20 protein-coding genes, 1 tRNA gene and 1 pseudogene are annotated in these 21,625 nt (G+C 63.7%); 9 read left to right on the top strand and 13 right to left on the bottom strand.

What is annotated here, in order from left to right; all coding sequences use genetic code 11:
• Nucleotides 1-40: 40 nt before the first annotated feature.
• Nucleotides 41-190, bottom strand: coding sequence for a hypothetical protein (locus ACFQ2S_RS19565; RefSeq protein WP_386077088.1), 150 nt, complete (start codon nucleotides 188-190; stop codon nucleotides 41-43).
• A 131-nt stretch (nucleotides 191-321) separates the two neighbouring features.
• On the opposite strand from ACFQ2S_RS19565, the gene ACFQ2S_RS19560 reads away from it, so the two are divergent.
• From ACFQ2S_RS19560 to ACFQ2S_RS19550, 3 genes are all read left to right on the top strand, one after another.
• On the top strand, nucleotides 322-906 hold the full coding sequence (locus ACFQ2S_RS19560; protein WP_386077086.1) for a TetR/AcrR family transcriptional regulator: 585 nt from the start codon (nucleotides 322-324) through the stop codon (nucleotides 904-906).
• 193 nt (nucleotides 907-1,099) lie between these two features.
• Entirely contained in the window at nucleotides 1,100-2,272 is a 1,173-nt protein-coding gene (locus ACFQ2S_RS19555; RefSeq protein WP_386077084.1) for a hypothetical protein, read from the top strand.
• A 26-nt stretch (nucleotides 2,273-2,298) separates the two neighbouring features.
• Nucleotides 2,299-2,886, top strand: a complete 588-nt coding sequence (locus ACFQ2S_RS19550; RefSeq protein ID WP_386077082.1) for a DUF1349 domain-containing protein — start codon at nucleotides 2,299-2,301, stop codon at nucleotides 2,884-2,886.
• A gap of 13 nt (nucleotides 2,887-2,899) precedes the next feature.
• On the opposite strand, the gene ACFQ2S_RS19545 is transcribed toward ACFQ2S_RS19550, so the two are convergent.
• The 6 genes from ACFQ2S_RS19545 to petA all read right to left on the bottom strand — a co-directional run bounded on the left by ACFQ2S_RS19545 (nucleotide 2,900) and on the right by petA (nucleotide 9,942).
• Nucleotides 2,900-4,282, bottom strand: coding sequence for a hypothetical protein (locus tag ACFQ2S_RS19545; RefSeq protein WP_386077081.1), 1,383 nt, complete (start codon nucleotides 4,280-4,282; stop codon nucleotides 2,900-2,902).
• 115 nt (nucleotides 4,283-4,397) lie between these two features.
• Nucleotides 4,398-5,789 carry a hypothetical protein gene (locus ACFQ2S_RS19540; RefSeq protein WP_386077079.1) on the bottom strand — a complete coding sequence of 464 codons (1,392 nt, stop codon included), beginning with the start codon at nucleotides 5,787-5,789 and terminating at the stop codon, nucleotides 4,398-4,400.
• On the bottom strand, nucleotides 5,782-6,897 hold the full coding sequence (locus ACFQ2S_RS19535) for a radical SAM protein (protein WP_386077078.1): 1,116 nt from the start codon (nucleotides 6,895-6,897) through the stop codon (nucleotides 5,782-5,784). The genes ACFQ2S_RS19540 and ACFQ2S_RS19535 overlap by 8 nt, the downstream gene beginning before the upstream one ends.
• 305 nt (nucleotides 6,898-7,202) lie before the next feature.
• Complete coding sequence (locus ACFQ2S_RS19530; protein ID WP_386077076.1) at nucleotides 7,203-7,991, bottom strand: cytochrome c1; 789 nt, start codon at nucleotides 7,989-7,991, stop codon at nucleotides 7,203-7,205.
• Nucleotides 7,992-8,010: 19 nt separating this feature from the next.
• Nucleotides 8,011-9,348 (bottom strand): cytochrome b, encoded by a 1,338-nt coding sequence (locus tag ACFQ2S_RS19525; protein WP_089233704.1) that lies wholly within the window; start codon nucleotides 9,346-9,348, stop codon nucleotides 8,011-8,013.
• A gap of 15 nt (nucleotides 9,349-9,363) precedes the next feature.
• Entirely contained in the window at nucleotides 9,364-9,942 is a 579-nt protein-coding gene (gene petA / locus ACFQ2S_RS19520) for a ubiquinol-cytochrome c reductase iron-sulfur subunit (protein WP_386077074.1), read from the bottom strand.
• Between the two features lie 89 nt (nucleotides 9,943-10,031).
• Here petA and ACFQ2S_RS19515 point away from each other — a divergent pair.
• Nucleotides 10,032-10,094: pseudogene (locus ACFQ2S_RS19515) on the top strand (hypothetical protein); the annotation flags it as partial.
• A gap of 156 nt (nucleotides 10,095-10,250) precedes the next feature.
• Nucleotides 10,251-10,910 (top strand): outer membrane protein, encoded by a 660-nt coding sequence (locus ACFQ2S_RS19510; protein ID WP_386077072.1) that lies wholly within the window; start codon nucleotides 10,251-10,253, stop codon nucleotides 10,908-10,910.
• An 81-nt stretch (nucleotides 10,911-10,991) separates the two neighbouring features.
• Here ACFQ2S_RS19510 and ACFQ2S_RS19505 read toward each other — a convergent pair whose 3' ends face one another.
• The 3 genes from ACFQ2S_RS19505 to dapF all read right to left on the bottom strand — a co-directional run bounded on the left by ACFQ2S_RS19505 (nucleotide 10,992) and on the right by dapF (nucleotide 13,770).
• Complete coding sequence (locus ACFQ2S_RS19505; RefSeq protein ID WP_386077070.1) at nucleotides 10,992-11,597, bottom strand: glutathione S-transferase; 606 nt, start codon at nucleotides 11,595-11,597, stop codon at nucleotides 10,992-10,994.
• 68 nt (nucleotides 11,598-11,665) lie between these two features.
• Nucleotides 11,666-12,931: a tRNA (N(6)-L-threonylcarbamoyladenosine(37)-C(2))-methylthiotransferase MtaB gene (gene mtaB / locus ACFQ2S_RS19500; RefSeq protein WP_386077068.1), complete on the bottom strand. Its 1,266-nt coding sequence runs from the start codon at nucleotides 12,929-12,931 to the stop codon at nucleotides 11,666-11,668.
• Complete coding sequence (gene dapF / locus ACFQ2S_RS19495) at nucleotides 12,928-13,770, bottom strand: diaminopimelate epimerase (protein WP_386077066.1); 843 nt, start codon at nucleotides 13,768-13,770, stop codon at nucleotides 12,928-12,930. Before dapF ends, mtaB begins: the two co-directional genes overlap by 4 nt.
• Before the next feature lie 98 nt (nucleotides 13,771-13,868).
• Here dapF and ACFQ2S_RS19490 point away from each other — a divergent pair.
• The 3 genes from ACFQ2S_RS19490 (at nucleotide 13,869) to ACFQ2S_RS19480 (ending at nucleotide 16,630) form a co-directional block, all read left to right on the top strand.
• Nucleotides 13,869-13,944 (top strand) — tRNA-Lys (locus ACFQ2S_RS19490).
• Nucleotides 13,945-14,148: 204 nt separating this feature from the next.
• Nucleotides 14,149-14,856: a hypothetical protein gene (locus ACFQ2S_RS19485; protein WP_386077064.1), complete on the top strand. Its 708-nt coding sequence runs from the start codon at nucleotides 14,149-14,151 to the stop codon at nucleotides 14,854-14,856.
• Nucleotides 14,762-16,630 carry a hypothetical protein gene (locus ACFQ2S_RS19480; RefSeq protein ID WP_386077062.1) on the top strand — a complete coding sequence of 623 codons (1,869 nt, stop codon included), beginning with the start codon at nucleotides 14,762-14,764 and terminating at the stop codon, nucleotides 16,628-16,630. Before ACFQ2S_RS19485 ends, ACFQ2S_RS19480 begins: the two co-directional genes overlap by 95 nt.
• 10 nt (nucleotides 16,631-16,640) lie before the next feature.
• Here ACFQ2S_RS19480 and ACFQ2S_RS19475 read toward each other — a convergent pair whose 3' ends face one another.
• Genes ACFQ2S_RS19475 through ACFQ2S_RS19465 form a run of 3 tightly spaced genes read right to left on the bottom strand, consistent with a single transcriptional unit; the run spans nucleotide 16,641 to nucleotide 18,359 of the window.
• On the bottom strand, nucleotides 16,641-17,672 hold the full coding sequence (locus ACFQ2S_RS19475; RefSeq protein WP_386077061.1) for a tyrosine-type recombinase/integrase: 1,032 nt from the start codon (nucleotides 17,670-17,672) through the stop codon (nucleotides 16,641-16,643).
• On the bottom strand, nucleotides 17,650-18,156 hold the full coding sequence (locus tag ACFQ2S_RS19470; protein ID WP_386077059.1) for a helix-turn-helix domain-containing protein: 507 nt from the start codon (nucleotides 18,154-18,156) through the stop codon (nucleotides 17,650-17,652). The genes ACFQ2S_RS19475 and ACFQ2S_RS19470 overlap by 23 nt, the downstream gene beginning before the upstream one ends.
• Nucleotides 18,156-18,359: a helix-turn-helix transcriptional regulator gene (locus ACFQ2S_RS19465; RefSeq protein ID WP_386077058.1), complete on the bottom strand. Its 204-nt coding sequence runs from the start codon at nucleotides 18,357-18,359 to the stop codon at nucleotides 18,156-18,158. The genes ACFQ2S_RS19470 and ACFQ2S_RS19465 overlap by 1 nt, the downstream gene beginning before the upstream one ends.
• A gap of 1,009 nt (nucleotides 18,360-19,368) precedes the next feature.
• On the opposite strand from ACFQ2S_RS19465, the gene ACFQ2S_RS19460 reads away from it, so the two are divergent.
• The coding region (locus tag ACFQ2S_RS19460) for a DUF11 domain-containing protein (RefSeq protein WP_386077057.1) at nucleotides 19,369-21,625 on the top strand (2,257 nt) is incomplete at its 3' end.

The following is a 21,625-nucleotide window of genomic DNA, read 5'->3' as shown; positions in this document are numbered from 1 at the left end:
GCCGGCGACGGGGGCGAAGATCAGCCGTAGTGGAGCGGGCTCAGGCCGAGCGGGAGGCGTTCATCGCCTTGGCCATATCGCCAATGGCGGCGAGGTACATGTCGGTTGCGAGGGGCGGGAAGATGGAGAATATGCCGAGCACGGCGGTGATCGCGGCGGCGTGCTTCGGGCCGATGGAGCTACGGTTCATGACGTATCCTGCGGAGGTGAGGAGCCCAGTTTCCCACGGGCGACAGAATTCTTAGACTCGAGCCCAGGATGATTTAGTGGACTCAAGTCCACAAAGACAATCTGCGGCCTGTGTGCAGGGAGTGAGAGAAGATGTGCAGGGTTGAGAAGGCGAAGCCGGTTGGCCGGCCGCCCAACACGGCCACCAGCGCGGCGTTGAAGGAGGCGGCGCTGAGGCTGATGCGGGAGAACGGCTTCCGGAAGGTCTCGATCACGGACATTGCAAGCGCGGCAGGAGTGGCGCGGCAGACGCTCTACAACCGCTGGAAGACCAAGGCCGACCTTGTGCTCAAGGCGGTGTTCGAGGAGACGGCGCTGGTTGCCGCCGAACCGGATGCGGCGGGCGAGGAGAGTTGCCGCGTGCAGCTGGAGAGGTTCCTGTCGAACGTGTTCCGTCATGTGGAGCGCGACGGGGACGCCATGCGGTCGCTGATCGCGGCGGCGCAGGAGGATGAGGCTTTCCAGGAGGAGTTCCGGACGCGGTTCATCCTGCCGCGAGAGGAGATGGTGACCGGCCTTCTGCGCCGGGCGCAGGAGCGCGGCGAGATTGGGCGGAACCGTGACCCGGAACTGCTGTCGACCCTGATCCACGGCGCCATGTGGTACCGGATGCTCAACGGACAGGTGGTGGGTTCGGCCTTTGCCCATGACATCGTAGAGGAGGTCTTCAGGTCCTGAGTGACGTGGTCGCCGATGGAGGAGACGTCCCGGAGTGCCGGCTGATCGGAGCGGTATTTGAAAGGTGCTTCCGGACGTCCGAAGGTCGACTTCGCGGATGGTGCCGTATACCAAGCTCCCGTAGTGAGCGCCCGCACCCGCGAGCAGCAGGACGAGGCCGAAAGAGCCGACGATTGGCGCAGAGGGGACCAGTTTGACCATCATTTCTGCCGGCGGCGCCCAGACATCGGATCGTTGGCTGCGTGGAGCCATTTTCGGGCTGCTGGCGATCAGTCTGGCGCTGTCGCTGAAGTCCCTGTGGATCGACTATCTCACGGGTGGCGATCCGTTCCGGCAGGGCGACTGGCTGATCAACAGCGCTGCGGGGTTCGTGCGCCGAAGCCTTCCGGGGGACCTGCTGCTTGCGCTCTCGGACCTGATGGGATGGTCGCCGCTGGCCATCCTGATCGGCTTTCAGGCGGTGCTGCTGGTGGTCTTGTATTCCCAGATCGCCCGGCTTCTGGCCGAGATCCCGGCGCGGGTGGCGTTCCTTATCGCCTTCTGCCCCGGGTTTGTGCTGATATTCTGGGCCGCAGACCACATGGGAACGGTCCGCAAGGAGATGCTTGCCTTCCTGGCGCTGTGCCTTTGCGCGCTGGGCGTCATCCGCGACAGCCGGGTTCGGCTGGTCGCGGGAAGCGTCGTCTTTGTCGCCGCCGTGCTCGCCCACGAGGCGATGATCCTGTTTTCGCCAGCGTTGGCTGCGATCTATTACCTGCACTGGAAAAACGCCTCGGGGCGACTTGCAGACGTTCTGCTTGCTGCGGGGACGTTTGGCGCTGCCGCCGTGATCTTCCTCGTGGCGCTGAAACATGGGCAGGTGTCCCAGCCGCATCTCGTGTGCCAGGCCCTGATCCACCGGGGGCTGACGGAACAGGTCTGTGCCGGGGCGATCAACTGGCTCGGCGTGGATTCGACCTTCGCGCAGGGCACCGTCCAGAAGGTGCTGAGCTTCGACAGGGCCGCATCCGGGTTTTCCATGGGGCTTTTCCTCGCGCTCTGCCCGCTGTTCTATCTCGCGTCCCGAGCCGACCGGCCGGGAGTGGCAGCGCTCGGGATTGTCCTGCTGGCCCTGCCCTTTACGCCCCTCTACCTTGTCGCGATCGACTGGGGGCGATGGGTATCGTTTCACGTTTTTTCCGTCTTCGTCCTCGGGAGCCTCGCCTTCCGGTTGAAGCTCCTGCGTTTGCGGGACGAGCCCGGGCTCTTGCCGCTCGGGCTCTTTGCGGTGACCGCGCTGTTCTTCTCGCCGCTGACGATGGTTGGCCTGAACTACGGCGGGCTGGTGCGGCGGCTGGCGCTGGACGTATCCTCCGTCCTGCCGTGAAGAGGCATTGTAGCGGGGAAACCGGGATGACGGACGGATTGGTGGACTTCCGGGAGGGGCATTGGCTGAACCGGCCGGAGGTGCTGGCGCAGGAGGCGGACGAGCTGCGGCTGCGCACGGGCGAGGGCGGCGATTTCTGGCGGGAGACGCATTACGGCTTTGTCCATGCCAGCGGCCACGCTCTGCTGCACGATATGCCGGAGCGGTTTGCGGCGGAGCTTCGGTTCGAGGGACGGTTCGCGGCGAAATACGAGCAGGCTGGACTGCTGCTGTGGGAAAGCGAGACGCGCTGGATCAAGGCCGGGGTCGAGTATGCCGACGGGCGGCCGAACCTTGCAGTGGTGGTCACAGACGGGCGCTCGGACTGGTCGATGGCGCCGGCCGATCCGGAGGTGACGGAGTGGCGCTTGCGGATGACCGTGACCGGCGCGGCGGTGATAGCCCATGCCCGCGGGGCGGAGGATTGGCAGATCCTGCGGGTCTCGGGGTTCACGCCGCGAGGCGCGGTGCGGCTGGGGCCGATGGCCTGCTCGCCGCTCGGCGCGGGGCTGGAGGTTTGCTTCCGCGACATGACGGTCGGCCCGGTGCCGGAGGACCCACTCTACCTCGGCTGACGGGGGCCGCGCCTCAGTTGATCCAGACGAAATAGCGGAAGAACTGGCCACTGAAGACCTCTGTGGTGCGTCGCCAGGTATCGCCGCGCGCCACCGGCCCGTCTTCGAGAAAGGGGATCATCGCCGTCCCCTGGACCAGGAGGACGAGGTCGAAGGGCTCGGGCTCCAGGAACATCCGCCGGAGGTTGAAGCCCTGCGCGAAGCGCCAGTGCGGCAACAGAAGCTCGCCGGACAGGACCGCGTCCAGCTGGTCGAGGAAGCCAAGCCAGCCATCGACGCGCGGCTGGTCGATCTCCATGTTGGGCAGGGCGCCGGTCTGTGACGGGCTCTGGATCCACTCGCGCCCCTGGTCGGTTTCGGCGAGGATGCGGCGCCAGTTCTCACGGCTCAGTGCAACCATGGCCTCCATATGCGCAAGCGCAGAAGCCATGCGCTCCGGCTGCACCACGGGCCAGCGGGTGAGGTGGACGAAGGCCGCAAGGTCGGCAATCGAGCGAAACTGCATGGCCCTCTCGAGCGCGCGCATCTCCTGCATGGCAGGGTGCGCATGGTAGGTGTCCCATTGCTCCTCGCAGTCCTCCCCTTCGTCCCAGTCGCAGTTCGGCTGAGGCGGCGTATTCATCTGGAGGTCTATCATTCGGCCCCAGCCATCCCGAGTGAGGTCGTTGAGAGCAGTTCGCGGGGTGAAGCTGTCGGGGAACATCCCCTCCATGGTGGCGAGGTAGGCAGCTTCCCAATCATGGGCGAGAAGCACGTCGGACATGGTCATGAGAACGTGAAAATAGGCCTGCAGCCAGACCGCGTCGGCGCTGTCGAAGTCGACGACCAGCGCGGCGGTGCCGGTGCGCACTCCGCTCACAGCGGAAAAGAGCCGCAGCAGGTCCGCGGCAGGGACGGCGCCATGCTGGCCGTCGGTGTCGAGCTTGATCCGGGCGAGATCCAGTTCCAGCGCGACGGGGCGGTCCTCGACGCTGGTGAGCGCGGCTTCTGCCTCGGCAAGCCGGTCACCGAAATCAATCAGGATGCCGCGCAGGGCTTGATAGGTCACGGGCTCCGGCGAAGGGTTCGCCGCAATCGGCAGGCGCAGGAAGGGCATCTCGCCCATGGCGAGAAGTTGCGACCCCTCGCCGTTGGAGATCCCGTGCCGGTAGAGCCCCTGCGTCAGGCCCTCGATGGCACCAAGGAAGCTGGCCGCGCCGATCGCGAAACGCGCAGTGCCGTTCTGCGGCTGCGCCTCGATCTCGGTGCGCGCGCGGGCGAGGGCGGCCGCGGTATCTCCGGCGTAGAGGCTTTCACGGAAGTCGTCGGCGAAAGCCTGGGCATTGCCGACCGATGCCATTCCGAAGGCGAGCGTGAGGGCAATCAAACCACGATGAAGTGCGTTCTCTCTGCGCATGCCAACACATCCCGACTATATCACGGGGAGTGTACCAGTTTGCCGGGCGGAGGGCGTTGCGGTCGGTCAATCCGGGCTCAGCACGAACGCGCTGCGGGGACACCAGCACTTCCGGCTAACCGTCGATCCAACCAAGCGCGTTGAAGAAGTCCGAGACCTCCGTTTCCAGCATTCCTCTTTCGGCCAGCCAAGGCAGGATTCCATGCGCGTCGTGGTCATGGCGCACGACATGGAGGTGCGGGTAGTCGGCGATATGCTCGATCTGCCGGCGGTCGAACTCGCTCCGCTCTGGCAGATGGGCCCAGAGCAGGACGGATTTGCCCTGAAGGAAGGGCTTGGCATCGTAGATGCCGGGGGGAAGATGTCGGTATTCCCGGGCGGCAGCGCGGGCGGCGCGCGGGTTGGGCTCCTGGTCCGGATCCGGAAAATGCGTGACAGCCGGCGTCAGAAGGCAGCCCTCGGCATCGATCGCTGCGGCGCCGATGATCGCGGCGAGTGAGCTGCCGGAACTGCCTGCTGTCGCGATGCGCCGGATACCGACATTGGCGAGTGCCTCCACAAGGCGCTTGGCGGTCTCTTCTGGTCGACCGGTCCAGGGGCCGAGCCCGGTCAGGTGGCGGTCGCTTCGACGGTCAAGGCAGACCTGCCCAATCCCGAGGCGGTTGCACTCCGAGATCACCCTTGCCCAACCATCAGCATTCCGGATTGTCTGCGGGCCGAAATAGATCACCAAGGCGGTTTGCGAGGCGCCGGACCGGTAGATGATACGACCGTCGAGTGATCGCCAGCCATCAATTTCGGAAACAAGCCCCTCGCTCAGATCCTTCGAAATCCGGTTCAGGCGCAAGCTCTCTCGGGTATCGTCCGGCGCGCCGTCGGGAAGCTGATCGTCTTCGACATGGTCCGTGTTGACCAGGAAGGTCAGCTCCCGAAGTGCGTGATCGTGGTCAGCTCCGACGAACCTCTCCCGGAACTGCTCGAGAACTTGCCTGGCGTCGCCGGGGCGGCGGTCACGGACAAGGCTGCGACAATGGACGTGGTAGTATGTGGGGTCATCCATCGCCATCGACGCATAGGCATCGAGCGCCTGAGAATACGTATCGAACTGCTTCAGGTCCACGAGGCGCTTGATCATCGAGACACGCCTCTGCCCGGTTGCCTGACCACTGGCAAGTATCCAGCGAATGGTACGCGCTTCCGCGTCCCGCAAACCGAGTCCCCGGAGCCAATCGAGATCGGTTAGACCGAGGCTCTCCGGGAAATGCCGGGCGACGCGGATGCGCGTCGCGTCGGCCTTGTCGCGATCCTCCGCCTTGCGCGCCAGGGTGAGAACGTGGCGGGGGAGGTTGGGCCGTTTCTCCAGCAGCGGTTTGCCGCCTTCGAGGCAGAGGTCGAGCAGCGCAGCAGGGTCTTCCGTCTGCCGGGTCCTGACGATCAGTTCCTTGAGCGGCCTCTGCTCCCTGGTGGCCTGCGGTTCCGTCTTTTCGGTAGCGTGTTCGTCAGGCATCGACCAACTCCGCGCACCAGTCTGGTGAATAGATGTAGATCCCGAACAAATGCTCGCAGATTTCGAGCCATTTCGTAAAGGCGTCGCGGGAAGCGAGGTCGGGTGCGCGCAGGCTCAGCCGGCTGGCCAGCCCGCCGGAATAGAGCCGGCAGGTGCTGCAATCGACATCGCTGGTGCAGCACTTGGAGTTTTTCAACGGATTGAGGTCGGGCCCGGTGAGGGAGAGCGAGCCGCCGATCCGCGAAAGGCAATGCGGCGCATCCCCATTTTCGTCCAGCTCGTAGCGTGGGGCCGGATCGGTGATCCAGTCATTGTAGGCACGCGAATAGACCAGGGTATCGGGGAAGGCATCGATCAGCTCTGCGGTGCGCTGCCGTGCCTTGGTGAGGGAGGCCGCGTCCCAGTTCAGGTTGTCGCTCTGGCTGCTTCTGCGGAAGAACTCGGAGGTGCTGGTGTCGATCCCGGCCAGACGGTTGCGATAGGTGTTGGTGGGGCTGTACATGTTGAAGGTCATCTTCAGCCCCGCGTCCCGGACACGTTCGAGCGTCCGCTCGGCATCGTCGATGTTGCGCGGGCTCAACGTGTAGACGAAGAGGGCGCGGTCGGCCTCACCGGCATAGTTAGCCAGCGCCTTGCTGAAGGCGTCCGCGCCCCGGTAGGCGGTGTCCAGTTCGGGCGCGCCCCAGACCGAGATATGCAGCTTGAAGGGGGTCGCGCGGTCGATCTTGCGGATGCCGTTGGTGCCAATCAGGCCGCGCCGGACGTGGCGCGCTGCGATCTCGAGACGTTCAGGCACCATCGAGGGTTCGGCGCCGACAAGGTACAGGAACCGCGTGCCCCTGGCCGCGAGACCGGCAAAGAACGCGTCCCATTCGGCCGGGCTGCGAACGTCCGGCGTCTTGTCGTAGCCACCGTCGAAGTAATAGCAGCCCTCGCACCGGAGGTTGCAGCGGGTGGTCATCTCGACATAGGCGGCGCGCGCAAGAACCAGCGCCTTTCGGCGGTTCTGCCGGTAGATCGGTTCGAAGTCGGAATTTGCGCACAGGAAGTCTCGGATCTCGGAGCGAGAAGCTTGCGGTCCCACCGTTTCGGTTCGGTGCCTGTTCATTCTGTCTCCTGACCGCGTGAGGCTTCTCGTTGGAACGTTCGCAAAGGTTAGCCCCAAGCTGGCTGGTTGTTAACGTATGGGCCGAGGTGCCGCATCAAAAGAATGCGATGATCCCGACGAACCCGTCCGGATCCCGGGCCATCGCCCGGAGTAAAGGCAGGGTCGGTTCTGGTGAGCCCTCGATTGCAGCCTCTTCTGGACTGCCGCCCAACGCGGTGCGGACGCGGAAAAGAATACGCCCCGCCGGGGGGCGGGGCGTGGGTGGTGCCGTGATGGTTACGGGGCCGGCCTTGCGGCGGACTCCGTCAGTTTTCCTTGGCGGCCTTCTTGACCGGTTTCCAGAGCCGCTTGTTGGTGGCGTAGAGCAGCACCGTCAGAATGGTGAGGAACACCACGCCGACGAAGCCAGCCTGTTTGCGCGCCATCATCTTGGGTTCCGCGGCCCACATCAGGAAGGCAGCGACGTCCTCGGCCTCGTGGTGCAGGCTGTTGGAATGGCCGTCGGCATATTCCACGTCCTCGCCATAGAGCGGCGGTGCCATCGAGATCCATCCGGTCGAGAACGCGGTGTTCTCGTAGAAGGTCGTGCCGGCCTCCACCTTTTCCTTGCCGGTGTAGCCGGTGAGGAGCGAGGTGATGTATTCCGGGCCGCCCATGCCGTTTACGAGCTGGCTCAGGCCGGTGCCATAGGGGCCGTGAAACCCCGCACGGGCCTTGGCCATCAGGCTGAGGTCCGGCGCGCCGACAGCGTCGTTGGCCGGGAAGTGGTCGGTCGGAACCCGCGGGCGGAAGTCGTCCAGTTCGGGATCGAAGATCTCGAACTGGCTGGAGTAGGCGCGGACCTGGTCCTCGGGAAGGCCGGGGCCGCCCGCATCGGACAGGGTGCGCAGCGGCACGTATTGCAGGCCGTGGCAGGCGGCGCAGATCTCGGTGTAGACCTGCAGGCCACGCTGGAGCTGCATCTGGTCGAAGCGCCCGAAGGGACCCTCGAAGGAGAAGTCCACATCGTGCACGTGGCCGCCTTCACCGGCCGCCAAGGCGGCACCGGTGAGGGCCAGGGTTGCGGCCGCGGTGAGTGCGATTTTCCTGATCATGTCGGAAAGATCCTTTCTGTCACTCGGCCGGGGTGGCCGCGGCGTCGCCCGAGGGCTTGCCATAGTGGGCATTGAAGTCGGCCTCGATGGTCTCGGGCTGCGGCGCGGGCTTCTCGAGCACGCCCAGCAGCGGCAGGATTACCAGGAAGAACGCGAACCAGTAGGTCGCCCCGGCCAGCGCGATGTAGGGGTAGATCCCCTCGGCCGGCATGGCGCCAACCCAGGTGAGCACCACGAAATCGACGCAGTAGATCGCGAACCACCACTTGAAGGTCGGGCGGTAGCGGCCGGAACGGACCGACGAGGTGTCGAGCCAGGGCACCAGCGCCCAGACGATGATCGCGCCGAACATCGCGATGACGCCGAAGAACTTCGCGTCGACGATGCCGAAGGTGATCCAGTTGGTGAACATCACGATCCAGACGTCGGCGGTGAAGGCGCGCAGGATCGCGTAGAACGGCAGGAAGTACCATTCGGGCACGATATGCGCCGGCGTCGCCAGCGGGTTGGCCTCGATGTAGTTGTCCGGGTGGCCGAGGTAGTTCGGCATGAAGCCGACGACCGCGAAGAACACCACGAGGATCAGCGCCAGCGCGAAGAAGTCCTTGATCACGAAGTAGGGCCAGAAGGGCAGCGTATCCTTCTTGGCGATTTCCTTGCTTTCGCGGCGGACGTCGACACCGGTCGGGTTGTTGTTGCCGGTGGTGTGGAAGGCCCAGATGTGGACGATCGTCAGGCCGGCGATGATGAACGGCAGCAGATAGTGCAGCGAGAAGAAACGGTTCAGCGTGGCGTTGTCGACCGCAGGTCCGCCCAGCAGCCAGGTCTGGATCGGCTCGCCGATGAACGGGATCGCGCCGAACAGGCCGGTGATCACGGTCGCGCCCCAGAAGGACATCTGGCCCCAGGGCAGAACGTAACCCATGAAGGCGGTGCCCATCATCAGGACGTAGATCAGGATGCCGATGATCCAGGTGATCTCGCGCGGGGTCTTGTACGAGCCGTAGTAGAGGCCGCGGAAGATGTGCAGGTAGACGGCGAGGAAGAACAGCGAGGCGCCGTTCATGTGCAGGTAGCGCAGGAAGTGGCCGCCGTTCACGTTGCGCATTATGTGCTCGATCGAGGCGAAGGCCAGGTCGACATGCGGGGTGTAGTGCATCACCAGGATAATGCCGGTCACGATCTGAAGACCGAGGCAGAAGGCGAGCACGATGCCCCAGATCCACATCCAGTTCAGGTTCTTGGGGGTGGGGATCATCAGGGTGTCATAGACGAGGCCGATGATACCGAGACGGTTGTTTACCCATTTCTCGGCACCGGTCTTCGGCTCGTAGTGGTCGTGGGGAATTCCAGCCATGTGTCCTTCCTCTCCTTAACCGAGCTGAATGGTTGTATCGTCGAAGAACGCCGCGGTCGGGACCGGCAGGTTCTCGGGCGCGGGGCCCTTCCGGATGCGTCCGGCGGTGTCGTAGTGCGAGCCGTGGCAGGGGCAGAACCAGCCGCCGATGCCGCCGGGCCCGACATAATCGCCCGCGTCGTTGAGCGGCACACAGCCGAGGTGCGTGCACACACCCATCATCACCAGCCATTCGCCGGCCTCGTCGAGGGTCCGGTTCTCGTCAGCGCCGTCAGAGCCGGCGGTGATGTTGGCGTTGCGGGCGTCGTTGTCCGGCAGCGAGGCGGGATCGACGGAGCGGGCGTCTTCGATCTCTTCGGCCGAGCGACGGCGCAGGAACACGGGCTTGCCGCGCCACTTCACGGTGATCTGGGTGCCGACCTCGATGGAGCTGACATCGACGAGAATGGAGCTGAGCGCCTGCACGTCGGCGGAAGGGTTCATCTGGTTGATCAGCGGCCAGACGGCAGCGCCGGTGGCCACGACGCCGGCGCCGGCGGTGGCATAGTAGAGGAAGTCGCGACGGGTGCCGTCGTGGTCTTCAGCTTGGGACACGAGGGATCTCCCTTTCCTGGCATGGCATGCGTCAAACGGATACCTGGTTACGCCGCAGCGCAACCGGTCTGCACTGCTAACTAGATGGATGGCTCTGCCCCGTCCAGCCACCAAACGGGCGCAGGTGCGGCGCGGTGTCGCAAATGGCTTGAAATAACACCCTGAAACCATGTGTCGCTGCGTCGCGGCGTGGGTTCGCTGTTGCCGGGAAGAGACGCATCGCCCCCACCTGAGGGGAATCGGATTGTGCTGGCACAGCGATAGCTCTGTGCTATTGCGTGGGCAACCCGATCACAGGAGTCATAGAGATGTTCCGTTTCTCCATTGCCGCGCTCTCGACTACAGTCGCAATCGCCATTGCGCTTCCCGCCGCTGCGGAGATCGAGCTGAGCTTCTATTCCGGCATCCAGGACGCCCCGCACTCGCGGGTGAAGGGCGATGACGGCGACGAGGACTTCAACTTCCTGGTCGACTGGGAAGGCAATTCGGGTGCGATGCCGCCCTATTACGGCTTCCGCGCCACCTGGTGGCAGAGCGCCAACATCGGCTACGGCCTCGAGTTCAACCACGCCAAGGTCTACGCGTCCGACGAGGATCGCGAAGAGCACGGGTTTGCCGACCTCGAACTGACCGACGGGCTGAACCTCTTTACAGCCAACGTATTCTACCGCTGGCCGGGACAATGGGCCTCGGGCCGGCTGACGCCCTATGTCGGGGGTGGTGTCGGCTTTGCCATGCCGCACGTGGACGTGGAGCGCGGCGACAGCGACACGTTCGAATACCAGGTGACCGGGCCGGCGGCGATCGTGGTGGCGGGGGCCTCCTGGGCGTTCAACGAGAGCTGGTCGGTGTTCGGCGAGTACAAGGGGTCCTGGTCGTCTCACGACATCGAGCTGGACAACGGCGGCCGGATGGAGACCGACATCATCACCAACGCGTTCAACATCGGCGTCAGCTACAGCTTCTGAGCCGGGCTCAGTGAAGCGGGGCCAATGGCCCCGCTGCCTCCGGCGGGGGTTTTTTCGGCCAAGAAGAGGGCGGGTATTAGCCTAGAGCGGCGGGCGGGTTGCCTGCATCGCCGGGCGGGCGGCGAACGCGGCTTCCCAGGCGGCCAGACCGTCTCGGCCCTCGCGCCAGTCTCGGCCACCGTGGCGGAAATCGACGTATCCCAGGGCGCATCCTACGGCGATCTGGCCCATGTCCAGCGGCCCGACGAGGTGGCTGGTCCAGCGGGTTTCCAGCACGTTAAGGGCGCGGGCGACCTTGGCCCATTGGCCCTCGACCCAGAAGTCGTGGATCTTCTCCTCCGGCCGGCAGCGTGATTCGTAGACCATGAGCACCGCAGCCTCGGTGATACCGTCGGCCAGCGCCTCGAGTGTCAGAACCTCCCAGATCCGCTTCTCGGGATAGAGGCCGGCACCGGCGCGGGCATCGAGGTAGCGGCAGATCACCCGGCTGTCGAAGAGCGCGGGCCCCTCGTCGCGCACCAGGGTCGGGATCTTGCCCAGCGGGTTCCAGGAGACCGGCATCGAGCCCTTGTCGATCGGCGTGCCGGCGGCGGGGACGATCTCCACGTCGTCGAGCTGGCCGGTCTCGTGCAGGGTGACCATGACCTTGCGGACGAACGGCGATGTAGGGCTGTGGTAGAGTTGCAAGGCGGGTCTCCCTCGGCTGGCTGCGCCGCCGATCATAGGGGGGGGCGGGGCGCGCAGGGGAAGGCCTGTCAGGCGACGAGCTGGCTCGCGGTGTGGCCGGAGATCCGGGCCTCGACGATCTGGCTTTCCGGCTGGTCGGCGGAAAAGGTCACTTCGGTGAACTGCTCCGTGCGGCCCATGCGCGGGTTTTCCATCAGGACGCGGTGGCGGCGCCCGACCTGCAGGCCGAGGTGACGGGCGACCTGGGCGTCACCGGCGGCGCGCAGGCGGGCGGCGCGGTCGCGAATGGCGGTGCCATGGACCTGCGGCATGCGCGCGGCGGGCGTTCCCTTGCGCGGGCTGTACGGGAAAACGTGCAGCCAGGTGAGGTCGCATTCCTCGACCAGCCGCAGCGAGTTTTCGAACATCGCCTCGGTCTCGGTCGGGAAGCCGGCAATGATGTCGGCGCCGAAGGTCATGTCGGGGCGCAGGCGGCGCGCCTCCTCGCAGAAGGCAATCGCGTCCTCGCGGGCGTGGCGGCGCTTCATGCGCTTGAGGATCATGTTGTCGCCGGCCTGAAGAGACAGGTGCAGATGCGGCATCAGACGCGGCTCGGTGGCGATGGCCTGCATCAGCGCGTCGTCCGCCTCGATCGAATCGATCGACGAGATTCGCAGGCGGGGCAGGTCGGGCACCAGCTTGAGGATGCGCATCACCAGGTCGCCGAGGCGGGGCGCGGCCGGCAGGTCGGCACCCCAGGACGTGAGGTCGACGCCGGTGAGCACGACCTCGTTGTAGCCGCGGTCGACCAGCCGCTTGATCTGGTCCACGACGACGCCGGCGGGCACCGAGCGGGAATTGCCGCGGCCGAAGGGGATGATGCAGAAGGTGCAGCGGTGATCGCAGCCGTTCTGCACCTGGACATAGGCGCGCGAGCGGGTGCCGAACCCGTCGATCAGGTGGCCTGCGGTCTCGGTCACCGACATGATGTCGTCGACCTGCACCTTCTCGGTGTCGCCAACGAAATCCGGTCCGGCCATGCGAGCCCAGGTGGCGGGCTGCATTTTCTCGGTGTTGCCGATGACACGGTCGACCTCGGACATGGCGGCGAAGGTCTCGGGCTCGGTCTGCGCGGCGCAGCCGGTGACGACGAGCGTGGCGTCGGGGTGGTCGCGGCGCAGGCGGCGGATCTCCTGCCGGGCCTTGCGGACGGCTTCGGCGGTGACGGCGCAGGTGTTGACGACGACGGTCTCGCCCAAGCCGGCCTGCGCGGCCAGCTCTTTCATCGCCTCGGTTTCGTAGGCGTTGAGCCGACAGCCGAGCGTGGCGAAGACGGGGGGCTTTGGGTCCCTCATCGTGCGGCCTCGCCAAGAAACGCGGCAGTGAAGACGCCGTCGAAGACATGCGCGGTCGGGCCGGTCATGTGGACGCCGTCCTCGCGCCAGTCGATGTGGATCGTGCCGCCGTCGAGGTCGATGCGCACGCCACGCCCGGTCAGCCCGCGACGGGCGGCGGCGACGGCCGTGGCGCAGGAAGACGAACCGGAGGCCAGGGTGATTCCCGTGCCGCGCTCCCAGACCCGCATCCGCAGGTGGTCCTTGCCGATCAGATGCGCGACCTGCACGTTGGTGCGCTCGGGGAAGAGCGGGTGGTGCTCATGTGCGGGGCCGAAGCTGGCGAGGTCCACGGCCTCGGCATCCTCGACGAAGAAGGTGCAGTGCGGGTTGCCCATGCCGGTCGCCGTCGGCGCGCCGGGAATCGGAAGCTCCAGCGTCTCCATCGCCTCGGCCAGCGGCACGTCGGCCCAGTCGAGCAGGGGTTGGCCCATGTTGACACGGGTCAGCCCGTTGCCCGCGTCGGCGCAGGCGAGCAGCCCACGTTCGGTGCGCAGCATAAGGCTAGAGCGGCCGGTCTCGTTCATCAGGTGCCGCGCGACGCAGCGGGTTGCGTTGCCGCAGGCCCCGGAGAGCGAACCGTCGGCGTTGTAGAAGACAAGTCGCGCGTCGGCGTCCGGGTCGGTCTCGATCACCGCGAGCTGGTCGAACCCCACGCCCCGATGGCGGTCGCCGATGCGTCGGACCGAATCTTCCGAGAGCACGGCACCGCCGCCCCGCCGGTCGATGACCACGAAGTCATTGCCAAGCCCGTGCATTTTCATGAAGGGCAAGGGGGAGGAGGAGCCTGTGTCGCGCATGTTGAGCGCGATATACGCGGCCTTGCGGAAGTTTTGAAGAGGCGGAACTTTTTTGCTTGACCCCACCGCCGAGGTTTCCTAATCACCGGGCCTCGGATGGGCCGTTAGCTCAGTTGGTAGAGCAACTGACTTTTAATCAGTGGGTCACAGGTTCGAATCCTGTACGGCTCACCATCTGAATCAAAGACTTAGCCTCTGGGGGGCCATTCGTGCTCTTAGAGAGGTAAGCGCAGGGTAAGCCTTGCGTCCAAAGACCGCGCACAGAAGGCTGGCGCGGCTCCTTTCTGGCCGCCATGTTTCAGTCAGGAGGAGTTCGGCTTGGGACATTTGCAGTCTTTGACGCTGCCAAGATCGAAGAGCTGGCAGCAGGTCGTCGCATTGCTGGCGAGCGGCGCGTCGGTGGAGGATGTGGCTGCCAGGGCGGCGATGGCCGCCGAGCGAGCGACAAGGGCAGCAACGGACGATCCGGCCTTTCTGGCTGCGGCCAGGCTTCTGGTCGAGTTGCCATTGGCCGCAAGGGGGCCCGGATTCGACAGATACCTTGAGGAACAAGGGATCGCATCCGGGTCGCTGGATGATTCAGTGTCATTTCTTGCTGCGCTTTCGGACGCACTGGACCACACGCCCGCGACGACCGATCTTGGCGAGATGGCACGTGCCACGTTCGTCAGTGCCGTCGCTTCGGAACTGGATCGGCGCTTGCCACAGTTGTTCCCGGCGGGTCCAGCGGACATCCGGGCGGCCCTTGGCAAGCTGGCAGGCGGCAACGATTTCGCCGAGTTCGCGAGGGCCTTTTTTGCCGGGCTCACCCATCGGACGCTTCAATACTATCTGAGCCGGGAACTTGCCCGGCACACTGGAGAAGACAGACGGTTCGCGACCGACGCCGCGCGGATGGCCTTCGATCGGGTCCTGGAACGTCACACCTGGGAAGCGGCCGGCATCGTAAGAGAGTTTGCGTCCGGTTGGTACGGCAAGAACGTCTGGCAGGGTGACGGACCGACGCCGGAAAAGATCGCGAACTTCTCCGCCTATGCCTTCACAAAGCTCCGAAAGGAGCTCGCCCGAAGGCGTGAACTTGACTGAGCACCATGTCATCTGCGGCACGGCGACAGGTCGAAAAAGGCCGGAGGCACTGCTTCTTTCCATAGACGGGGCAGACGTCGTTGCCGAACTCCGGGTCTCGCAACTGACCCGCAGGATGGTGAGCGAATTGCCGGACATCCTCGCCGATCTGCTGGAGGTGGCCGCCTTTGTCTACGCGGCGGATTCGGCGATCCGGCGAGGTGGCCCTGCAGCAGAGATGATGGGTGCGGCCTGGCGTCGGGATCTGCACTTCGAGATCCCGGTCCGTTGCCTCGACCATTGGCAGGACGCCGAGACGTCCGAGCTGCTATGCAAGACGCTCGGGTTTCTATCGGACGACACCTACGCCTTCTCTTTTCGAGAGCACGACGGTCGCCCCATCGAGGCGACGATACCGTTCAAGTTCGGGAGAAACGAAGGGTGGGTGCCGGATGAAGTCATGATGTTCTCTGGCGGCCTGGACAGTCTTGCCGGCGCGGTCGAAGCACTGGTCGAGCGGCAGAAGACGCTGGCGCTGGTCAGTCATCATTCGGCCCCGTCAATGGGGAAGGTCCAACGTTTTCTCGCCCAGACCCTGCGGGATCGCACGAACCGAAATCAGGTACGTCATTTTTCGGTACATGCCACGATGCTGGATCAGGGATTGAAAGAGCGAACACACCGTGCGCGATCCTTCCTCTTCGCGGCGCTTGGCCTCACGGTTGCGCATGGCTTCGGGCTGAGGCGCGTGGACTTCTACGAGAACGGGATCGTTAGCCTCAACTTGCCTCCACTCGCGCAGTTCGTCGGCGCCCGTGCGACCCGCAGCACCCATCCGCAGGCACTCGCCGGGATCAGCCAGTTGTTCTCGCGACTGATCGGCAAGGATGTCACCGTCGCAAACCCCTACTTCTGGCGCACCAAGAAGGACGTTGTCACACGGATCTCGGAGCTTGGGTTTGCCGACCAGATCATGCACAGCCGAAGCTGCGCCAACGTTCGAGCAACCAGCAAGATGAAGCCACATTGCGGGCGTTGCTCGCAATGCATCGATCGGCGGTTCGCCATCCTCGGCGCGGGCCTGGAAGCCTGCGACCCGTCTGAAGCCTACGACGTGGATCTTCTGACCGGACCGCGTCTTCGCGAGGATCGCGAACTGTCGCTGGCCTATGTGCGGAACGCGCGCGCCTACAGGTCGATATCGCCAACTGACCTGATGCGTCGACAGCCTGAAGTTGCGCGAGCGATCGGTCATCTCGGACTGGAGGCAAGGAATTCACTTCAGAGGATCGCGGACCTTTTCAACCGCCATGGACGTGCGGTGACCTCCGTCATGGAGCGTGCGCTAAATGAGGGCGCGGTGGCCCCGGATTCTCTGATGGCGCTGTACGCGGCTGGGGATATGGAGCCCGAAACTGGACCACAGCCAACCGCCGAGCCGGACACTCAACCGGTCCTGATCGAGATCGACGCGCAGCGGAAACGCGCGCTGGTCGATGGCAAGCTGATCCTCCAACGCACGGCTTTCTCGACCATGGAGACACTTGCCGAGGCGCATCTCAAGAGCCTCGGCGAGGGTCTTGCCCCGGAAGACTTCAGGACGCTCAAGGCCTCCACGCTTCGATCCCATTGGGATCTCGTGGAGGAATCCGCTGTTCGTCGTCGCATCCAGGCGTTGCGCAGACGCTTGATGGATGGACTTGGAGAGCAGTTCGCTTCGCTGGTCGAAAATCACCCGTGGCATGGCTACCGCCTGCGCCCGGAGATGGTGACGATCCGGCGATGCGAGCTCTGAGCCATTCACGTCAGGTCGATCCTGAACGAAATCGCTCCATGACTTCCTTCTGGCGCCCGGGCGCTACCGTCCCGTAATTGTGAAACGTGGTCAGAACGTTGTCATGCCCGAGATTTTGCGACCATGACTTGAAGTCCTCCGGGGTCTGACAGTGGTAATTCGCCAGGTCGACGAGGGTGTTGCGAATCCGGTGCGGAGAAAATCGGGGCAACCCGATTGCCTCGAAGGCATTCCCAAGGGCCTTCACGATCGGTGCCGGCGAGGCCCACGGTTCTCGCATCAGCCCTACGGGTTGAAAGATCCCGCTTGTGGGCGAGCGTCGCACTTCGGTCTTCGGAAAGAGCGGATCGCAGGGTCCGAACAGAAGCCCATTCGTGAGTTCCCCAACCCAGTCGCACAGGATTTGCTCGATCTCGGCGCCGACCGGGAAGAAGAAGGTGGAGAAGCGCTTTCCGAACTTGGTCTCAACCAGCTTTCCGTCGAAGTGGACGCATCGGTTGGCAAGGTCGATGTGCCTCAGCCGGACGGTCATCGCCGCGGTCTCGCGCGCACCTGTCAGGAACAGAAAGGCCAGAAGAGACCGGTCGCGACGCTGAAAGGGTGTATCGTCTGGCATCGCAAGGATGGCGGCTCTGACCTGTTCCGGGGACGGGTGCGGCCTCCACTGCCCTTGATGCGCTGCCCGCGCGCTCCGTCTGTCGGGGGTGAACCACTGGGCATCGGCATGCCGGATTTTCGACCGATAGCCGGGTTGGTCGGCGAGCCAAAGGAAGAATGCCTTAAGGTCGCGGAGGATGCTCTCGCGTGTCGCATCTGAAACTGGACTGTGAGAGCCCGATTTCGGCCGCTCCAGATGACGTTTGAACCCCACGGCCTTCTCCGTGTGAAAACGCCGGAAATCAGAGCCGCCAGTGTAGTCAAGCCAGCGATCGATGGCGGCAGCCGCCTTGTCAACGGAGGCTTCGGAAAGCCCCTTGGCCTGGCGTTGCCAATCAAGGTACCGGCGCTTGATGCGGAGGTTATCTGACCTGCGTCTTGGCATTGCCCGCGGCCTCCTGACTGAAGGTGACTCTTCCGAAGGCTGCATCGCTCCCTACTATTCTCGGTTCAGCTTTCTGGATCGTGACGTCGAGATGAGCCCGGATTTCATCCAGATCTCCGCGCCGCGTCCGCTTGTGAATGAGGCGCCCGCACTCTGGGCAGAGGCCGGTCAGCATGCCTGTCGTCGGTGTCTTCAACTGGAAATCGGCCATCCGACCATCCGGAACTCTCGGTGCCCGGCAGGGCAGGCAGAAGATCTGTTCCAGCCGAAGGCGGCACTTGCCTGCCGAACGCCGTACTTCGAGGAACTGCTTCAGCGCGTGACCTTCGATCAGCCAGGGCCGGCACGAACGGTCGGCTTCGAGGGCGCCCGCCTTGATCCACCGGAGAACCGTTTGCGTGTGAATGGACAGGGCCTCGGCAGCCTCGAAGGCCGTGTACACCCGATGCTTCTTGATCCGGCGCGGGTCCGGTTTCTTTGGCATCAGGCACCTCCCGCGCGGACCGGCCCGGAGGTGTTCGCGTGCAACTGCCCCGCCTCATAGGCTTCGATCTCGTCCAGCGGATAGAGCACGCGCGCCCCGATCTTGAGGTACCGGGGGCCGCGCCCCATCCAGCGCCAGTTCTGCAGTGTCCGTACCGACATCTGCCACCGCTCGGCCAGGTGCTGTTCCGTCAGTCTCTTCATGCTCGTCTCGTTCGGTCTCACCAAGACGCGTCTGAGTGCGCCAGGTTTCTGTCTACGAGGGTGCGCTGGAAATGGCAGGAAGTCTGTGGCCTCCGACGCCGAAACCCGTGGCCGATTTTTCACCTAATGTATTGAAAATAATAGAACCACGACCGCATGCTGTGGCCGGCCCTCTCAAAGTTGCGCTGAACCCGGGACGGGCTTTCAATCTTGCTGGCGGGCATCCCCGCGACGGGAAGTCAGGGTTCAAGGTGCCCCCAGGGCTAAGTCAGGACTCTCTGCGTGCTCTGTTCCAGATACTTCTTTGTCGAAGGGCGCTCCTCGGGATCGCGTTTTCTGGTCGATCGACGTATTCGTTTAGCAGACCGGTATCCTTCGGCATCTCGCTCGGCCATTTGGCCGAACTGGCTCGCGTCGGTCGATCTTGAGCCATTGGTCGGGCTCATACTACCGGCGAGAGTAGCCCCTGGCGTTAATGCATCAACAAGAGCCACGCCTTTCCGTCAGGCCCCGGTCCGGCCCTCGCTTCAGCGTCGGCGGCCGTCATGGTCACACCCACCCCGAGACAGAGAGGGCACAAAAATTACGCCGATAAGGGGGCTGATGAACAAATATGTTGCCAAAAACGTATTCAGAGAGCAAAATATGGCAAAATTGTGTCTCGAATGAGTCCGTACGGCGTTGTGGCATGTCGGGTATTGAGTTTGTCGCAGTTCACTGGAGGGTGGCATGCGTTCGGTTTTCGGTTTCGACTTTAGATCCAGATATTTTGGCCAATCGATCAAGACACTTTGCATGGCCAACCTGAATGTTCCACTATGCTTGTATGCCCAAGCACCCTTGGTGTGTGTGCCAAGCCGGAACATCCGCACTCCGTCTGACTCCAGCTCAAATCACCGCGTCGCACCAGACGCGCGCGTCCTGCTCCTTAAGCAGGCGCCCAGATCGCAGTCGCAAAGTTTCATGAATTTCATCGCGGATTAATTCCGTCGCTCGGGGGGGCAAAATCATGACCGTTTACAATTCCATCGCCGACATCATCGCCTCTGGCATCTTCTCGGTAACGACGGACAAGGATGACTACGCGCCAGGCTCGACCGCGACACTCACGGCCTGGAACGTCGAGGAGGGTGGGACTGTCGCGTTTCGGGTGCAGCACCTGGATGGAGCGAACTCGGACGGCAGCTACATTCTCGACGCCGGGGTCGATGGCGTCTACGGCACGGCAGACGACGGATACGGGCCCAACCCGAACGGCTACGAATCCGATCACGACCCGTTTTACGTGACGGACGGCGTCTGGTGGATCGAGGACGCGGGCATCGACGGCATTGAGGACACCGACGACGACGTGATTGGCGGCGACCTCGACAAGACGGTCAACGGCACGATCGAGGCGAACTGGTACGTGCGCGAGCCGGACTCGCTGAATGAACTGTTCCTCGTGACCGCAAAAGAGATCGACCTGGGAGCCGACGGCGCGGTCGGCGGCGGGGATGACAGCCTTGTTGGAACGGAGGCGCTTGCGACATTTACCGATGCCGGCGGCGCGTACTCACTCAACTTCGCCGCGGCTGACCCTTCCATCTACATTCCATCAATTCCTTTCCCGGGCCTACCTGGCACTGACTACATCACTGGCGGTCGCGGTGACGGCAGCGCACTGATCCCCCTTGCAGACTTCAATAACGGTACGTCCGATGTCCGCGTTGAAAGCCTTGCGCCGGAGGACATGGCGCTTGGCCAGATTGTGCCGTTCGAAACCAAGATCTCGGTTTCCGGCGACACGGCGCCCGAAGATGGGGTGATTACGTTTGTCATCGGTTGGAACACGCTCACGACGAACGGCGGCGATTTCGGCTACGACGCACGCGCTGACGACATCGGCTACGGCGTCATCGAGGCGTTCATCGATACGTCCGATGGCGCCCATTTTGATCCGGGCGGCGATGCAAAGGTCGATTCCTTCACTTGGTCCCTCATCAATAACGAGATCGTCGGCATCTTCACCGTCAGCGGCCTCGATAGTGGCGATGTGGTCGTTCTGGAGCCGTGGCTCGTTCTGGACGACACTATTCCGGCCGGCATTGGCGGCAACGTCCAGTCACGACTGATCGACGCCGCAACCGGGAGCGATCAGACCATCAACGTTGCGAACAGTGGCACAATCGAGCTCGTGAACGGCGATTCAATTTCGACCGGCAATCAGACGGTGCCGCTGCTGAAGCCGAGTGATTTCTTCACAGCGGATGTTGATGTGTCGGTCGTCAAGACGGACTCCGACGGCGGTACGCCGATCACAGCCGGGAACGATCCCGATCCCACCGGTGATACGCTTATACTGCGAGGCGAATTTACCTACACGGTCAAGGTTAGCAACGCCGGGCCGGCTGTAGCCAACACTGTGGTCGTGACGGACACCTTGGACCCGAATGTGACTTTCGTCAGCGCAACCGGCGGTGGCGTACATTCCGGAGGAGTTGTCACCTGGGACATCGGCGCCTTGGCGCCAGACGAGGAACAGTTCTTTACCGTCACCGTGGATATTAACGATGGTTTTGTCGGTGGCACGCTATCCAACCTTGTTGAAGTTTCGACGATCTCCGACGACATAAATCCAGCTAACGACAGCAACATCGAAGAAACGTTGGTGCCCGCAGCAATTGCGGCCATCGACGTGACGAAAACGGTGACAGACGTTGGCGGCGACGGCTCAATGGGCGTTGCGGACCTTGCCGGTGAGATCATCACCTATCAAATCTCGGTGGACAATACCGGCGACCTGCCCATGACCAAATCCAGCGTCACTGATCAGGTCGAAGCTTACGCGCCCACTGATGCCGTGTACGTAAGCGGTGACAACAGCAACATCGGTGTACTCGATCCGGACGAGATCTGGATTTACTCCGCAACATACGAGCTGACGCAGGCTGACATCGACGGCAACGGCGATGGCAACGGCCGTATCGACAACTTGGCGCAAGCAACTTTCCTGGATCCCTTTGATAATCCGGTAAACGACTCCGATTTTGCCTACGTTCCGGTCGCACAGAACGCGTCTCTGGAGCTTCTCAAGGACGGCAGCTACGAGGATGTGGGCAGTGACGGCCTGAACGTGGGCGACAAGCTGAACTACACCTTCAAGGTGACCAACACCGGCAACGTGACGGTGACGGGTGTGACGATCACCGAGGACAGCTTTGACCTGCCGGGCCCGATCGCAATCACGCCTCCGGCCGACACGGATCTCGATCCGACCGAGAGCC

The organism is Tropicimonas aquimaris (genome assembly GCF_042676185.1).
In the GTDB taxonomy this organism is placed as follows: Bacteria; Pseudomonadota; Alphaproteobacteria; order Rhodobacterales; family Rhodobacteraceae; genus Tropicimonas; species Tropicimonas aquimaris.
Note: the sequence above shows the minus strand (reverse complement) of the source record. Positions and strands in the feature narration are given on the sequence as shown.

What these genes read in the sequence shown, in the direction of transcription:
- ACFQ2S_RS19510 (WP_386077072.1), top strand. Translation starts at nt 10,251, where the DNA reads ATGTTCCGTTTCTCCATTGCCGCGCTCTCGACTACAGTCGCAATCGCC.
- ACFQ2S_RS19560 (WP_386077086.1), top strand. Translation starts at nt 322, where the DNA reads ATGTGCAGGGTTGAGAAGGCGAAGCCGGTTGGCCGGCCGCCCAACACG.
- ACFQ2S_RS19475 (WP_386077061.1), bottom strand. Translation starts at nt 17,672, where the DNA reads ATGCCAAGACGCAGGTCAGATAACCTCCGCATCAAGCGCCGGTACCTT.
- ACFQ2S_RS19535 (WP_386077078.1), bottom strand. Translation starts at nt 6,897, where the DNA reads ATGAACAGGCACCGAACCGAAACGGTGGGACCGCAAGCTTCTCGCTCC.
- ACFQ2S_RS19550 (WP_386077082.1), top strand. Translation starts at nt 2,299, where the DNA reads ATGACGGACGGATTGGTGGACTTCCGGGAGGGGCATTGGCTGAACCGG.
- dapF (WP_386077066.1), bottom strand. Translation starts at nt 13,770, where the DNA reads ATGCGCGACACAGGCTCCTCCTCCCCCTTGCCCTTCATGAAAATGCAC.
- ACFQ2S_RS19470 (WP_386077059.1), bottom strand. Translation starts at nt 18,156, where the DNA reads ATGCCAAAGAAACCGGACCCGCGCCGGATCAAGAAGCATCGGGTGTAC.
- mtaB (WP_386077068.1), bottom strand. Translation starts at nt 12,931, where the DNA reads ATGAGGGACCCAAAGCCCCCCGTCTTCGCCACGCTCGGCTGTCGGCTC.
- ACFQ2S_RS19540 (WP_386077079.1), bottom strand. Translation starts at nt 5,789, where the DNA reads ATGCCTGACGAACACGCTACCGAAAAGACGGAACCGCAGGCCACCAGG.
- ACFQ2S_RS19545 (WP_386077081.1), bottom strand. Translation starts at nt 4,282, where the DNA reads ATGCGCAGAGAGAACGCACTTCATCGTGGTTTGATTGCCCTCACGCTC.
- ACFQ2S_RS19525 (WP_089233704.1), bottom strand. Translation starts at nt 9,348, where the DNA reads ATGGCTGGAATTCCCCACGACCACTACGAGCCGAAGACCGGTGCCGAG.
- ACFQ2S_RS19530 (WP_386077076.1), bottom strand. Translation starts at nt 7,991, where the DNA reads ATGATCAGGAAAATCGCACTCACCGCGGCCGCAACCCTGGCCCTCACC.
- ACFQ2S_RS19465 (WP_386077058.1), bottom strand. Translation starts at nt 18,359, where the DNA reads ATGAAGAGACTGACGGAACAGCACCTGGCCGAGCGGTGGCAGATGTCG.
- ACFQ2S_RS19565 (WP_386077088.1), bottom strand. Translation starts at nt 190, where the DNA reads ATGAACCGTAGCTCCATCGGCCCGAAGCACGCCGCCGCGATCACCGCC.